This window comes from Paenibacillus taichungensis (assembly GCF_003287275.1).
Lineage (GTDB): Bacteria > Bacillota > Bacilli > Paenibacillales > Paenibacillaceae > Paenibacillus > Paenibacillus taichungensis_A.
The window spans coordinates 1-15,426 of record NZ_QEVW01000023.1 but is presented as its reverse complement, the minus strand read 5'-3'; the positions used below and the strand labels follow the sequence as shown (position 1 = coordinate 15,426).

At 47.0% G+C, this 15,426-nt stretch carries 15 protein-coding genes and 1 other RNA gene; 14 read left to right on the top strand and 2 right to left on the bottom strand.

Annotation, left to right across the window (positions count from 1 at the left end; translation table 11 throughout):
- Window positions 1-96: 96 nt before the first annotated feature.
- Window positions 97-1,251: a S8 family peptidase gene (locus DC345_RS26835; protein WP_113055809.1), complete on the bottom strand. Its 1,155-nt coding sequence runs from the start codon at window positions 1,249-1,251 to the stop codon at window positions 97-99.
- A 464-nt stretch (window positions 1,252-1,715) separates the two neighbouring features.
- On the opposite strand from DC345_RS26835, the gene rpoE reads away from it, so the two are divergent.
- The 14 genes from rpoE (at window position 1,716) to DC345_RS26755 (ending at window position 15,206) form a co-directional block, all read left to right on the top strand.
- Complete coding sequence (rpoE, locus tag DC345_RS26825; RefSeq protein WP_076292187.1) at window positions 1,716-2,291, top strand: DNA-directed RNA polymerase subunit delta; 576 nt, start codon at window positions 1,716-1,718, stop codon at window positions 2,289-2,291.
- Window positions 2,292-2,783: 492 nt separating this feature from the next.
- Window positions 2,784-4,388, top strand: coding sequence for a CTP synthase (locus DC345_RS26820; protein WP_076292186.1), 1,605 nt, complete (start codon window positions 2,784-2,786; stop codon window positions 4,386-4,388).
- Between the two features lie 220 nt (window positions 4,389-4,608).
- Complete coding sequence (locus tag DC345_RS26815; RefSeq protein ID WP_024628781.1) at window positions 4,609-4,995, top strand: response regulator; 387 nt, start codon at window positions 4,609-4,611, stop codon at window positions 4,993-4,995.
- 260 nt (window positions 4,996-5,255) lie between these two features.
- A complete protein-coding gene (fba, locus tag DC345_RS26810; protein ID WP_024628780.1) occupies window positions 5,256-6,110 on the top strand; it encodes a class II fructose-1,6-bisphosphate aldolase in 855 nt (284 codons plus the stop codon).
- A 149-nt stretch (window positions 6,111-6,259) separates the two neighbouring features.
- A complete protein-coding gene (locus DC345_RS26805) occupies window positions 6,260-7,513 on the top strand; it encodes a UDP-N-acetylglucosamine 1-carboxyvinyltransferase (protein ID WP_063567653.1) in 1,254 nt (417 codons plus the stop codon).
- Window positions 7,514-7,983: 470 nt separating this feature from the next.
- On the top strand, window positions 7,984-9,309 hold the full coding sequence (rho, locus tag DC345_RS26795; protein ID WP_076292185.1) for a transcription termination factor Rho: 1,326 nt from the start codon (window positions 7,984-7,986) through the stop codon (window positions 9,307-9,309).
- 101 nt (window positions 9,310-9,410) lie between these two features.
- Complete coding sequence (locus DC345_RS26790) at window positions 9,411-10,685, top strand: radical SAM family protein (RefSeq protein ID WP_113055806.1); 1,275 nt, start codon at window positions 9,411-9,413, stop codon at window positions 10,683-10,685.
- Between the two features lie 103 nt (window positions 10,686-10,788).
- A complete protein-coding gene (gene rpmE / locus DC345_RS26785; protein WP_024628775.1) occupies window positions 10,789-10,986 on the top strand; it encodes a 50S ribosomal protein L31 in 198 nt (65 codons plus the stop codon).
- Between the two features lie 149 nt (window positions 10,987-11,135).
- An RNA gene (ffs, locus tag DC345_RS26780) (signal recognition particle sRNA large type) lies at window positions 11,136-11,403 on the top strand.
- Between the two features lie 173 nt (window positions 11,404-11,576).
- Entirely contained in the window at window positions 11,577-13,337 is a 1,761-nt protein-coding gene (dnaX, locus tag DC345_RS26775) for a DNA polymerase III subunit gamma/tau (RefSeq protein ID WP_113055805.1), read from the top strand.
- A 48-nt stretch (window positions 13,338-13,385) separates the two neighbouring features.
- Window positions 13,386-13,697: a YbaB/EbfC family nucleoid-associated protein gene (locus tag DC345_RS26770; RefSeq protein ID WP_024628773.1), complete on the top strand. Its 312-nt coding sequence runs from the start codon at window positions 13,386-13,388 to the stop codon at window positions 13,695-13,697.
- Window positions 13,698-13,731: 34 nt separating this feature from the next.
- Window positions 13,732-14,331 carry a recombination mediator RecR gene (gene recR / locus DC345_RS26765; RefSeq protein WP_062329683.1) on the top strand — a complete coding sequence of 200 codons (600 nt, stop codon included), beginning with the start codon at window positions 13,732-13,734 and terminating at the stop codon, window positions 14,329-14,331.
- 339 nt (window positions 14,332-14,670) lie between these two features.
- A complete protein-coding gene (locus DC345_RS26760; RefSeq protein ID WP_079697741.1) occupies window positions 14,671-14,898 on the top strand; it encodes a DUF2508 family protein in 228 nt (75 codons plus the stop codon).
- Between the two features lie 38 nt (window positions 14,899-14,936).
- Window positions 14,937-15,206 carry a pro-sigmaK processing inhibitor BofA family protein gene (locus tag DC345_RS26755; RefSeq protein WP_113055803.1) on the top strand — a complete coding sequence of 90 codons (270 nt, stop codon included), beginning with the start codon at window positions 14,937-14,939 and terminating at the stop codon, window positions 15,204-15,206.
- Here the strand turns inward: DC345_RS26755 and DC345_RS32000 are convergent.
- Window positions 15,107-15,426: hypothetical protein (locus DC345_RS32000; RefSeq protein ID WP_220095258.1), on the bottom strand; the 320-nt coding region annotated here is incomplete at its 5' end. The genes DC345_RS26755 and DC345_RS32000 overlap by 100 nt on opposite strands.

Genomic DNA, 15,426 nt, shown 5'->3' with positions numbered 1-15,426 from the left:
GCCGCCAGGGGCAACCACCGTGAATCATCACAACGCGCAGCAGTGCTGCGCTTAGCGATGATTCACGGCACGGCTCCCTGCGGCAGGCGGCGCTGTTTACCCTCCGCCCTCCTGCATCAGCTTGAGGGCGTCAATCTCCCCACCGCGTATTTTGCTCTTCGCGGTGGTGGTCTTGCGTGCGCGCAGCGGAACGGTTGCGCGCTTCACGAGCGTTTTGATCTCGGCTGGCGACAGGCCTGGATGCTTAGCAAGTAAGAGCGCTATGGCGCCACTGACATGCGAAGTCGCCATGGAGGTGCCGCTCATTTCATGGTGCTTGCCTTGCACCCAGGAGGAAACAATTTTGTCCCCTGGCGCATATACATCGACGTATGCACCCCGGTTACTGAACGAGGCAATCCGCCGGTTTTTGTCGGTTGCCCCAACCGATATCGTTTGAGGATAACGTGCCGGATAATCAATGCTGCGGCGTTTGCCGTCATTTCCTGACGAAGCAACAATGACAATCCCGGCTTGATAGGCACGGTTCACAACATCAAGCAATGCTTTGCTACGCGTTTTCATGCCAAAGCTCATATTGATAATATCGACCCGATTGCGAACACACCAATCGATGCCAAGCACAATGTCTGACACGAAGGCCGAACCATTATGGTCGAATGCCTTCACCGGGTAGATCAGCGAGCGAGGAGCTACGCCAATCATACCTGCCGTACTATTGGCTGCGGCAATGGTTCCGGCAATATGAGTGCCATGACCGTTATCATCATGAGGGAGCAGACTGCGGTTTAACAGATTGATTCCGCGTGCCAGCGAATAGCGAAGATCAGGGTGTTGATAATCGGCACCTGTGTCGATCACGCCGATTTTGATCCGATGTCCTGTGGATACGGACCATACTTTGGGAGCGTGAATCTGTTTGACGCCCCAAGGTATGCCCTGAGCACTGCTCGGTTTACTGTGAAGCGCGGTGGCATGCAGGGAAATGGATACATCTTCTTCTACCGTAATCTCATCACTGTAGCGAGCTAATTCTTCTGGGTCATGCACCGGGGCGATAATAGAGCGGGCCAGCCGGGAGGAGCGTACCATACCAAGATCCGTAAATTCATTCCTCATCCGCGACAGTTCCACGAGGCAGGCTTCGTATTGCTTCGGTTTGGCGAACCGGATCAGGTACCGCCGCCCCTGTTCTGGTTCGGGACGTTGCATTCCTTCAACCAATTGATGTAGAAAACCAGTATAGTCCATAATGGGCAGCCCCCTTCGGGAAGAACATGCTGAGGTATTCTATGAATGCATTGATCCCGCCGCATGGGGAACCTGCCCTTTTTTTACAAAAACACATTCTCTTCGTGTCAAAACGGGCGCAGGGACATATGATGGATGGAGGGCTAGAGGGCTCTTGCGGGGACCTTGGTGAGGAGCGATCCTTTCAAGGGTATACAGTCAGAAGGCGGAGGGGACTCCGTCTTTTTTATATGATGACGCTTTTTTTGCACAAAGGACGTTAAGTCCACGAGTTAGATGTCTCTTACGGGTGTGTACATTGCTCGTTTGAGGTTGCTTCTTGGAATTATGAGACATCCATACATAAAAACTTGCTTTTTGAGGCTAAATAGGTTTTACTTAGGTTTGTTAATGGATATGTTATACGTAACGTTCCAGTTCGTAGGGATATAAAGTGAATTTTGTGTGAGAGGAAGTGTCTGTCAGTGAGTACCTCGCTCAATTTGAAAATTGATAAAGAAAAGGTCAGAGAGATTCCTTTGGTGGACCTCGCCTTTATGGTGCTGAAAGCGGCCAATACGCCGTATTACTACCGTGATTTGATGAATGAGGTAGCTAAACAGCGCGGAATGACTGATGAAGAAATCAACGAGTTTATCGCCCAGCTATATACCGAGATTAATATCGATGGCCGTTTTGCTTGCGTCGGTACAAGTCTGTGGGGCTTGAAGCGCTGGTATCCGGTAGCTGGATCGGAAGATACCATGACGGGTGCGAAGCGTCCGCGCATCATCAACGATGAAGACGATGATCTGGAAGATGAGGACTTCGGGGAAGAGGAAGACAGCTATAACAGCGACGAAGACTTCGATAATTCTGACGATGATCAGGACGAAGATGATGATGACGATGATGATGACGAAGACGACATCTTTGACGAAGAAGATGGCGATGAAGAAGTTCTGGTTGAAGATGACGATTTGGAAGAGGAAGACCTCGATGAAGACGATGAAGAAGAGTCCGAAGACGAGGGTGAATTTGACGACGATTCCGATAAGTAGCAGTCATTTTTGATGTCGATAGTTTACCCGTTTTCCCCGCATAGTCAGCCTTGACAGCAGACGGGGTAACGGGTAAACTATTGCATGGGCTTATGAATGAGCGACAAAATATTTATGTTTTTTATAAAAAGTGCCCCGTCCTGCGGGAGTACTTTTTTTGTATTTTTAGAGGCAGAATTTTGCAAAATGATTTGAATTCCGCATGCTCCCGGCCAACAATCCGTGGTCTATTTTTGTATATCCAAAACACCGAATGGATCGATGAAATGATATCTGTTTAGGGACAGGCCCGGTAGTTGGCTCCCGGAAGGTTTGCACCATTCTACGCTGTAGAACAACGTTGTTTACACACGGTCTTCGCATGAAAGAGCAGTTCGCAGATGCAGGGAATTTCTGCCATTGCTCTTTTTAACGATGATTACCTGGGAAACGGGTTACGATAATACCATATATCGCCTGAATTTCTGTACTTATATTAGGAGGGTAATAATAGTGACAAAGTATATTTTCGTGACGGGCGGAGTTGTGTCCTCCCTGGGCAAAGGGATAACGGCTGCCTCGCTGGGCAGATTGCTGAAAAACAGAGGGTTGAAGGTAACCATTCAAAAATTTGATCCATACATCAATATCGACCCGGGAACAATGAGTCCTTATCAGCATGGTGAGGTTTTTGTAACGGATGATGGCGCGGAAACGGATCTTGACCTTGGCCACTACGAACGTTTTATTGACATCAACCTCTCCAAAAACAGCAACGTCACGACTGGTAAAGTATACTCCTCCGTCATCAGCAAAGAGCGACGCGGGGAATATCTGGGCGGAACGGTACAAGTCATTCCACACATTACGAACGAGATCAAAGAGCGCGTATTCCGCGCAGGACGTGAAGCGGGTTCGGATGTTGTTATAACGGAGATCGGCGGTACGGTAGGTGACATCGAGAGCTTGCCGTTCCTGGAAGCTATTCGTCAAATCAAGAGTGATGTAGGTCGTGACAACGTCATGTACATCCATGTAACACTTATTCCTTACATCAAGGCTGCCGGCGAAGTGAAAACCAAACCAACGCAGCACAGTGTGAAGGAATTGCGCAGCATCGGAATTCAGCCGAACGTCATTGTATGCCGTACAGAGTATGAGCTGTCCAAAGACATGAAAGCTAAAATCGCTCTCTTCTGTGATATTGATGAAAATGCCGTGGTGGAATGCCGTGATGCAGACACATTGTACCAAGTGCCTTTGAACCTGCGTGAAGAAGGTTTGGATGAGATCGTGGTGAATCACCTGAAGCTGACTACTCCTGCACCGGATATGAGCGAGTGGGAAGGGCTGGTTGACCGTATCAACAAGCTGAAGCATACAGTGGAGATTGCCATTGTAGGTAAATATGTAGCTTTGCATGATGCTTATTTGAGTGTTGTTGAATCCTTGTCTCATGCAGGATTTGCATCCAATGCTGATGTGAAGATCCGCTGGATTCATTCCGAAGATATCACGGATGAAAATGTGGGCGATCTGCTGAACGGCGTAGGCGGGATCCTCGTACCAGGCGGATTTGGTGATCGGGGTATTGAAGGTAAAGTATCGGCGATTCGTTATGCCCGTGAGAAACAAATTCCGTTCTTCGGTATTTGCCTGGGTATGCAGGTTTCCGTTATTGAATATGCACGTTCCATCGTTGGTTTGACTGGAGCGAACAGCTCCGAGATTAATCCAGCTACAGAGTTCCCGGTAATCGACCTGTTGCCTGAACAAAAAGATATCGAAAACCTGGGTGGTACAATGCGTCTGGGTCTGTATCCTTGTAAGCTTCAGGAAGGTTCCTTGGCAATGTCTTGTTATGATGACGAACTGGTTTATGAGAGACACCGTCACCGGTACGAGTTCAACAATGAATACCGTGAAGCGATTGAAAAAGCCGGCTTGGTTATCTCGGGTACATCCCCGGATGGACGTCTGGTTGAGATCGTGGAGCTTCCGGGACACCCATGGTTCTTGGCAGTACAATTCCACCCGGAATTCACTTCCCGTCCGAACCGCCCACAGCCGTTGTTCCGTGAGTTTGTAAAAGCTTCCCTGGAGAGCGCTGGAAAATAAGTTTTGATCATTAAGTTATAAATAAATGGATGTTCTTGGCAGCCGATAAGGGTGCTGGGGGCATCCTTTTTTAGTGCGTAAAGTTAACCGAAAATGGTTTTTGGCATTTTGGGATGTAAGCAGGATTTCAATGGGTAAGGTAGAATACTTATCATGACGACTATGGGATTGTTATCCAGATTCAGACGTACATGCTTTCCTAATTCTAGGAGGTTACTCAGTGGAAAATAAAAAAGTTTTGATTGTTGATGACCAAAATGGTATTCGAATCCTGTTAATGGAAGTGTTCAGCAGCGAAGGATATAATACATTCCAAGCGCCTAATGGGAAGATCGCCCTGGAGATAGTAAATAATGACAAACCTGATCTTGTGCTGCTTGATATGAAGATTCCTGGCATGGATGGCCTGGAAATTCTGAAACATATTAAGGAAATTGATCCGGATATCAAAGTCATCATGATGACGGCCTACGGTGAACTGGACATGATCAAAGAAGCGACGGATCTTGGAGCGCTCATGCACTTTACGAAACCGTTTGATATCGATGAAATGCGTGTGGCAGTCAATATGCAGCTTCGAAATGATACTGCGAATAAGTGCAGCTGAATCCTGTAGATACAGGATTTTTTTGCGTGTGAAGCTGTGAGAGTTTACGGGTGGGTATGCAGGGTATTTCGGTCAAGCATCCGGGGAATATTGGAAATAGGGACGTCGTCATGCTGTGTCTATGAAAACTGTGCTGCAAAGCACAGCATTTTTGCAAATGCTTGTTTAGTATTTGACATGGGATGTGGTATAATAAGCCCGTATGTGATTTCGGCTAAAAACCATAGACACAACCCAACACCCCTAGGAGGATTGAAACCATGCCATTAGTATCTATGACAGACATGTTGAACAAAGCACTCGAAGGAAAATATGCAGTTGGTCAATACAACATCAATAACCTTGAGTGGACTCAAGCGATTCTTGCTGCTGCTGAAGAAGAGAAATCCCCAGTAATTTTGGGCGTATCCGAAGGCGCAGCGCGTCACATGAGCGGTTTCTACACAGTAGTTAAAATGGTAGAAGGACTCATTCACGACATGAAAATCACTGTTCCAGTTGCTATTCACCTGGATCACGGTTCCAGCTTTGATAAGTGTAAAGAAGCGATCGATGCTGGATTTACATCCGTAATGATCGACGGTTCCCACCACTCCATCGATGAAAACATCGAAATGACTAAAAAAGTAGTTGAATATGCACACGCTAAAGGCGTTTCTGTAGAAGCTGAAGTAGGTACTGTTGGTGGACAAGAAGACGATGTTATCGGTGGTATCATGTACGCTGACCTGAACGAGTGTGTACGTATCGTTAAAGAAACAGGTATCGACACATTGGCTCCAGCTCTTGGTTCCGTACACGGTCCTTACCATGGCGAGCCTAACTTGGGCTTCAAAGAAATGGAAGAAGTTCGCGATGCAGTTAACGTACCACTGGTACTGCATGGTGGTACAGGTATCCCTAAACATGATATCGACAAAGCGATTTCCTTGGGAACTTCCAAAATCAACGTGAACACTGAGAACCAAATTTCGTTCTCCAAAGTGGTTCGCGAAGTGCTTGCAGCTAAACCAGATGCTTACGATCCACGTACATTCATCGTACCAGGCCGTGATGCAATCAAAGAAACCGTTAAAGGTAAAATTCGCGAGTTTGGTTCCAACAACAAAGCGTAATTTTTCTTTACCAGTTCCATACTGTGAAAGTGGAAAGAACACCGCCTAGCCGGTGTCTTTCCATTTTCACGCCTTATTTCTACATCGAAAGCCAACAGCACGTATTGCCGTTAACCGGCTGCAAAACACGTAGGGGGACATTAAGCTTTATGGAAAAATTGATGATTAGTGGCGGACGTCCGTTACAGGGAACTGTAACTATAAGCGGCGCCAAGAACAGCGCCATCGCGCTTATTCCTGCAGCATTGCTTGCCGAGTCAGAAGTCGTGCTGGACAACCTGCCGCTTTTGAGTGACGTGGCGGTTTATGCAGAAATTTTGGAGGAACTCGGAGCTCGTGTACATTGGGAAGGCAGTCAGATGAAAATCGATCCTTCCGATATTAAATCCATTCCCATGCCGAATGGTCCCGTGAAGAAGCTGCGTGCTTCGTATTATATGATGGGGGCATTGCTTGGGCGTTTTAAAGAAGCAACCATTGGTTTACCTGGGGGCTGTAACTTTGAGCCTCGTCCGATTGATCAACATATCAAAGGGTTTGAAGCGCTTGGCGCAACCGTAACGAACGAACATGGCTCCATTCATTTGCATGCCAAAGAGCTGCGCGGAGCAAAGATTTATCTTGATGTAAGCAGTGTAGGTGCAACCATTAACATCATGCTGGCGGCTACTCGTGCCAAAGGCTCTACAATTATCGAAAACGCGGCTAAAGAGCCTGAGATTATAGATGTAGCAACACTTCTGAATTCAATGGGTGCCAGTATTAAGGGTGCCGGTACCGAAACGATCCGTATCGAAGGTGTGTCGGAGCTTAAGGGTTGCCGTCATTCCATCATTCCGGACCGTATACAAGCAGGTACGTATATGATCGCTGCTGCTGCGACGCGTGGCGATGTTCTGATTGACAATGTCATTCCCAAACACCTGGAGGCTTTGACGGCAAAGTTACTGGAGATGGGCGTTGGCATTGAAGAGCTGGATGAAAGTATTCGCGTCATTGGCAAACCAAGCTACAATCATGTGGACGTTAAAGCACTCGTATATCCCGGCTTCCCGACGGATTTGCAGTCCCCGATGACCAGTGTGTTGACACAGGCAACGGGTGTGAGTGTCCTGAGCGACTTTGTATATAGCAATCGATTCAAGCACGTTCCTGAGTTGGTACGCATGGGCGCAAAAATCCGTGTGGAAGGGCGTTCAGCTATTATTGAAGGCAGTGCATTGAATGCGGCCAAGGTAAAAGCATCCGATCTTCGCGCTGGTGCAGCGCTAGTGATCGCAGGTCTCACCGTCAGTGAAGGTGTGACTGAAGTGACAGGCGTTGAGTTTATTGATCGTGGGTACGATCATCTAGTAACCAATCTGCGTCTGCTAGGTGCAGATGTGTGGCGAGAAACCGATTAATTATGTACTGCATGACGATTTTTACGGCATTAAAGTGATTATTTTGACAGAACTGCATATCCTTTCAGTAATTGGGTAAACCTGTTTTAATAGAGTTCTTCAGTCTCTCCGGGATAAGACGAAATGTTCCTGTTTCCTTTACCGGAGGGTCTTTTTTTGAGTCAGTCTTCATATGGCTTTAAGAACATCATTTCCTTTTCCCCAAACCCCGGTTTTGTTTGAACTGCGCTCCATAGCCGGTCTGCCCGGATCGAACGCCTCATGTATTCGTGTTCACTCACTAGCGGATCTTGCCGAAAGTTGGCTATCCCGCCCGGAAACTTACACTCAAAGACAAGTATTTGCATTATAACGGTTACATTCCGTACAATGGACAGAAGAGAAATGCAGAACGATGCTGCTCTTATAGCCGGAACATCAAGCGAAACTATCCATTTCACGGACTTATTAATTGAATAGGTGGTTATTATATGGATCTACAAATTTCCGATTTGGAAGAAATGAAACTAACGGACCTCTACAAACTGGCCAAAAAATATCAAATTCCCTACTACGGCACTTTAAAAAAGAAAGAATTGATCTTCGCCATATTACGTGCACAAGCCGAACAGAGTGGGTTGATGTTCATGCAGGGTGTGCTCGAAATTCTACCAGAAGGCTACGGATTCCTTCGTCCGATCAATTACCTGCCAAGTACGGAAGATATCTACATCTCAGCCTCACAGATTCGCAAGTTTGACCTAAGAACAGGTGACCTCGTATCGGGTAAGTGTAGAACACCTAAAGAAAACGAGCGATACTTCGGTTTGCTGCAAGTCAACGCTGTAAATGGTGAGAATCCATCGGCAGCTGCGGAAAGACTTCACTTCCCGGCATTAACCCCATTGTACCCGCAGAAGAAACTGGTTCTCGAAACATCCCCCAACCATTTGTCCACACGCATTATGGATGTGCTCGCCCCGGTAGGACTGGGACAGCGCGGATTGATCGTAGCACCTCCCAAAGCGGGTAAAACACTTCTCCTCAAAGAAATCGCCAACAGCATCTCGACCAACAACCCAGAAATTGAACTATTTGTCCTGTTGATTGATGAACGTCCGGAAGAAGTTACGGATATGTCGCGTTCGGTAAAAGGGGAAGTTGTGGCTTCTACGTTCGATGAGCTGCCAGAAAACCATATCAAAGTTGCGGAATTGGTGCTGGAACGTGCGCTCCGTCTGGTTGAAGCGAAAAAAGATGTTGTTATTTTGCTGGATAGCATTACGCGTCTTGCTCGTGCATATAACCTGGTCATCCCACCGTCCGGACGGACACTTAGTGGCGGTATTGACCCGGCAGCGTTCCATCGTCCGAAACGTTTCTTCGGTTCTGCACGGAATGTAGAAGAGGGTGGAAGTCTGACGATCCTGGCTACAGCTTTGATTGATACGGGATCACGTATGGATGATATCATTTATGAAGAGTTTAAAGGTACGGGCAATATGGAGCTTCACCTGGATCGTAAGCTGGCCGAGCGTCGTATTTTCCCGGCTATCGACATTCGTCGTTCCGGTACACGTCGCGAAGAAGTGTTGCTGAGCAAGGAAGAACTTGATACAATCTGGGCGATTCGTAAAAACATGAACGATTCCCACGACTTTGTCGAAGGTTTCTTGAAGAAACTGCGTAATAGCAAAACGAATGCTGAGTTCCTAGCGGCGTTTGATACAGCGGGCAGCAGTCCGACCAGCAACTCCGGTTCGACTACGACTCGGCGCTCGCCAAGACAGACTGCGGCGTCCGGTACAACTACCTAGTATTACGTCATTGATTTAACTCGAATTTTGCAGCGTTGCTGCTGGAAATTAACAATATACTCGTCGTTTGGCTTTAACCCATTAGATGTGAGGAGAACATCATGTATTTAGTATACGCAGATGAAAAAGGTAATGTATTTGATCACCCATCCCTGTACGGGCTTGCCCGCAGTGGAGATATGATCGTCGAAATTATGGAGGATGAGCTGATTCCTTTACCGGAAGGTGCAACGCTGGTTGGACTGCCGAGTACACGTCCAATTGGTATGGACCCGGAAACTGGCGAAATGCTGCCAATGCCTAGTGATACACAGGCGGTTGGGGCTTTGCTTCCGCAAGGATTCACTCGGTTGTGTCTGCCCGGGTATGTAAAAACCGATAAGGAGTACAAACTGCCCTTGTTCGGTTACTCGGCTGTTGTGTGGAAAGATGGTCAGTTTTACGTCACTGCCCGGATGTCGGATCATCCAGATCAATGGAATCCGCTGAACTGTGATCGGGATGACGTACGTGCGGGTGTTAAACGTTTAACGAAGCAGTATCCCGAAAATCGTCTCTATACCCATTTGTCCAATTGTGCGCTCGGATATGAATGTCTGACTTCATCCAACACCTTCCTGAATCGTTGGGAAGGCGGAGTTCCCGTATCCTATTCCTGCAATGCAGGTTGTTTTGGATGTATTTCAGAGCAACCGGATGATAGTGGCTTCGTTTCCCCACAGACCCGGATGAATTTCCGTCCGCGTGTGGACGAAATCGTTGAAGTCATGCTGGAGCACTTGAAAACGCCGGAATCGATTATCAGCTTTGGCCAAGGTTGTGAAGGAGAGCCTTCCACACAGGCCAAGTTGATTATTGAAGCCATCCGCGAAGTGCGTTCCATTACGGACATGGGATATATCAACATTAACACCAATGCTGGTTTGAATGATCACATGAGAGGTATTGTTGATGCAGGGCTTGATCTAATGCGTGTAAGTACAATCAGCGCTCTGGATGACCACTATAATGCATACTATAAACCTCGCGGATATACACTGGCCAATGTAGAAAAATCGATGAAATACGCTGCTTCTCAGGGTGTATATACGTCGATTAACTATTTGATCTTCCCGGGAGTAACGGATCGTGAGGAAGAGATTGAAGCGATGATTGAGTTTGCTCGCAGAACCGATTTGCGTCTTATTCAAATGCGTAACCTTAATATAGACCCGGAGAGCTATCTGGAATTGATTCCTCCAGCACAAGGTGATATTTTGGGCATGAAGCAAATGATTGAGATCTTTGAGGAAGAGCTGCCCGATGTCGTTATAGGCTCCTATACGCACGTTCCGCCAGCTGGGATGGCACGTCCCAAACGTCTGATCACCTCATGACAATAATGGATTGCAACCGGCATTAGGCCGTGTTATAATCTTCGATGTTGTGCCATTTACTCTGGGTCCGCTTGAGGCTCAGGGCGGAAAGAGGTGAAAGGTAATGAAAGCAGCAATTCATCCTAAATACACGATTGGTCAAGTATCTTGCGCTTGCGGGAATACTTTTGAGACTGGTTCGGTTAAAGACGGACTTCGTGTAGAGATTTGCTCCGCGTGCCACCCGTTCTTCACCGGTAAACAGAAGTTTATCGATGCTGGCGGCCGTGTTGATCGTTTCAAGAAAAAATACGGAATCTAATTCAGCAATTCCCTGGGGATTGTCTGACTATTACATCCAAATCACCTCTGCCGTTCCGGCAGGGGTTTTTATATATTCTCGCGTGATTATATCACTGCCCTTTTTGCTCTGGTTGCAATTTAGACAACCTTAAGTTATACTATTTCTTACCGTGCTAGATGGGGAGGTAGCGGTGCCCTGTAACTCGCAATCCGCTACAGCGAGGTTGAATTCCTGCTAGAGGTTTTGTCGATGTGAGGTTTGGTCCCTTAACGTGGTGTTGACGGTTGGGTCCTCCGCAATGAGTACTCATGAACCTGGTCAGGTCCGGAAGGAAGCAGCCATAAGTGAGATCACTCTTGTGCCGGAGGGTCGCCTAGCCCGAGCTGTTGTTAAGGGGTGCCGCTTGGATCGCAAATATCGATAGCAGGTGCACGGCTTACCATTTAAATGTAGAGACCTTTGCAGTTGTATGTATGCAGAGGTCTTTTTGATATGTCTAAAAAAACCACGTATGATGAGTCAGATAAAGTTTGGATTCACCCCGGAATATAGTATAATGGGGGAACGACAAAGGACTCGAATGCGAAGTGGAAGGAAGGTAACGCATCATGGAGCATATCGCGTTATACCGGGCTTGGCGTCCCCAGTCGTTTCAAGATATGGTGGGACAACAGCATATTATTCAGACCTTGCAGAACGCGATACGTGAACAGCGGACTTCCCATGCCTACTTGTTTAGCGGGCCCAGAGGAACAGGGAAGACGAGTGCCGCCAAGATTTTGGCCAAAGCTGTAAACTGCGAACGCGGGCCTGCGCCTGAGCCTTGTAACGAATGTGAAGCTTGCCGCAGGATTACGACTGGCGCTGTGATGGATGTGCAGGAAATTGATGCTGCATCCAACCGTGGCGTTGAAGAAATCCGCGATCTTCGGGAAAAGGTGAAATACGCCCCGACTGAAGTCCGGCAGAAAGTGTATATTATTGACGAAGTGCACATGCTGACGACAGAGGCATTCAATGCGCTGCTCAAAACATTGGAAGAGCCTCCGCCACATGTGATGTTTATTTTGGCAACAACAGAACCCCATCGTCTTCCGGCAACGATTATTTCGCGCTGTCAGCGATTTGATTTTCGCCGGGTGTCCCTGGAAGAACAGACAGCACGACTTACGCTGATTTGTGAACAGGAAGGCATGGAAGCCGATCAGGATGCGCTCCAGTATATCGCCCGCTTGTCTGACGGAGGAATGAGGGACGCGCTTAGTGTCCTGGATCAGATCTCTTCCTTTACAGATGGAAAGGTAACCTATCAGCAGGTTATGGATATGACCGGAGGCATTCCTTCCGAACAGTTTGCAAAGTTGGCTGCTTCTCTGCTCAAAGGCGATGTAGGTCATATCTTGCAAATGATCGAAGGGTTCATGCATGAAGGTAAGAGTGCGGACAAGTGCATGGAAAATTTGCTTTATTATTTCCGTGATTTGCTTATGATTAAGATGGTGCCGGATGCAGATAAACTGACGGATCGGGTGCTTAATCCCGAGTCGTTCCGTGATATGGCGGAATCATTCACCAAGGAACAGCTGTTCCAGATGATTGATACCCTTAATCGGTACCAGAGTGAAATGAAATATGCAGTACAGCCGCAGACGCTGTTTGAAGTAGCTCTTCTTAAACTGTGCAGTATTCCTGCTCAAGGGGCGTCATCGGGTCAGATGGCGGGTACAGTTGGTGCGGCTCCTGCTGTAACCACACCAGCGGATGGTGGGGAGATCAACCGACTGAAGCAACAGCTTGCTGAACTGGAGAAAAAGCTGGATCGCGCGCTTAAGGGTGGTTTGTCTGGTGGGGAGGCTGCATCAAGTGCTCCTTCACGCCCGGCAACACGAGCTCCGGTGTCGAGAGGCAATTCGCCAGCGAAGCTGCCTGCACAGCTTGATCAGTACGTTGCGCGTAAGGGATCGCCTGAGTTTGCGGAGGTCAGCAAGAAGTGGGGGCAGATCCTGCAGCGCGTCAAAGAAGAGAAAGTAACTGTTCACGCCTGGTTTATGGATGGTGAACCGGTATCGTTGCTGGAAGACAATGTTCTGGTGGCGTTTAAGAACAACATCCACCGTGAAACTACGGAGAAGCAGGCTAATCGCGAAGTGATTGAACGGGTGCTGTCTGAACAGCTTGGACGTTCAGCTCGTCTTGTGACGATGATGCTCAAAGATTGGACTGGAGCGATGGAAGGAGCTACTGAAACGCCAAAGGAGGACTTTAAGCTTGAACCTGAGCATGAAGACGGCGGTTCAGGCAACAAGCAGCCTTGGATTGATGAAGCCATCCAGCTCTTTGGTGAGGATCTTGTAGTGATCAAAGAATAGATATACATGCGCCTGGCGCGATAACTATACCAAAGGAGATGAATAATCATGAACAACATGAACCAAATGATGAAACAAGTGAAGAAAATGCAGGAGCAAATGCTGAAGGCACAGGAGGAGCTGGCGGACAAAACAGTCCAAGGTACTTCTGGTGGCGGTGTTGTAACTGCTGAAGTTAATGGACATAAGAAATTGCTGGCTATCACTATCAAGCCAGAAGCGGTTGATCCAGAAGATGTAGAAATGCTGCAGGATCTGGTTATGACAGCAGTCAATGATGCAATGACCAAAGCTGATGAAATTGCGAACCAGGATATGGGTAAATTCACAGGTGGCATGAAAATTCCGGGATTATTTTAATTTAAATTGATCCTATCAAAGGAGACGCAATCGATTGTATTATCCCGAACCGATAGCGAAGCTGATTGACGCCTTCACCCGTTTGCCGGGTGTTGGCCCCAAGACTGCGGCGCGACTAGCTTTTCATGTGCTTAACATGAAGGAAGATGACGTTATTGATTTTGCCAAAGCACTCGTCAGTGTGAAGCGGAATCTTCATTACTGTTCGGTGTGTTGTAATATTACGGATACTGACCCGTGTCGAATCTGTCAGGATAAATCCAGGGATGTCTCCGTAATCTGTGTAGTTCAGGATTCCAAAGATTTGGTGGCTATGGAGCGTACCAAGGAATTTGACGGATACTATCATGTGCTGCAGGGTGCGATCTCTCCTATGGAGGGAATAGGTCCGGATGATATCCGTCTGAAGGAACTTTTGACCCGTTTGAGCGATGAGCGTGTAAAAGAACTGATTCTGGCTACAAATCCGAATATCGAAGGTGAGGCCACGGCGATGTATATTTCCCGTCTGGTCCGTCCGTTCGAGATCTCGGTGACTCGGATTGCTCATGGATTGCCTGTTGGGGGCGACCTGGAGTATGCGGATGAAGTGACTCTTTCGAAGGCGCTGGAAGGGCGCAGAGAGATGAGATAGCAATGCGTGTTTCTGAATAAGAGCATGTGTCTATAATGAATTTTTTCCTAAAAGAAAAGAATAGATGAGTTTGGATTACTTAGAGGGCCTATCAGGCTCTCTTTTTTTGTTTTATCCCCTTTCTAACGTTGCTTAAATGTGAAGTCTCTCGTTTTTACTGAAGTCTGGTTATAAATTCATAGAATTCTTTGAGATTAGAATAACGATTCAATAAATTATATAGCTCAGTTCTAAGTTTGTCCTTTCCCCGATATGTATGAGAATATGCTGTGCTGATCAGGAAGGGGATGGCTTATGTTTACATGGCGAAATGGAAGATCGGTGGAGAAACGTGAAAGAATGTTAAAGGAGATGGAAGAGGACCAGATTTATTCAGATATACAGAAAGCCAAGGCGGAGTGGGAACGGGCTGTTAGACAGTTTGAAGAGGCGCAGGGGCAGGATGAGATCGATTATGCAATCTATGTGCTGGAGGCGGCGGAGCGTAAATATCAGATTCACTTGAAGCGAGCTAAACGTGTAGGGATTAATAAGGCAGTTATAGGTGATCGGGGAGTGAGCATGTAGGTGGAGGTGTGACAATCAATTATGGAGGTGTTGAAAGTATGAAGAGTCTTATTTTAGGTAGTGTGCTTGTTGTGTCGTTACTAGGACTGATAATCATCTTATTTAGAAAAAGAATTGGGCTATCCTTTTTTACATCATTGGGGATTCATCTCGTACTGGCTGCGGTGGGGATATATGTTGTTAATTATTCAGGTTGGATCACCGGAACTCACATTCCACTGAACCCTGCCACAATAGGTACTGTAAGCATTCTGGGATTGCCGGGTGTTGGTTTATTATTGGGTTTGAAAATTTCTTTATTTGGGTAGTTGACTCCTTCTATATTTATATGGTACATTATATCTCGTTGCTTTGCTTGCTTGGTTAAATGCTTTTGACGAAATGATTGAGTTCGATACGAACTTGAAAAAAGAATTTCAAAAAAAGCTTGACTGAAACAAACGAAGTATGGTATATTATAAAAGTCGCCGCTGAGAGAAAATGGTGACGAAAAAGCAAGAAAATTATCAAGTTTGATCTTTGAAAACT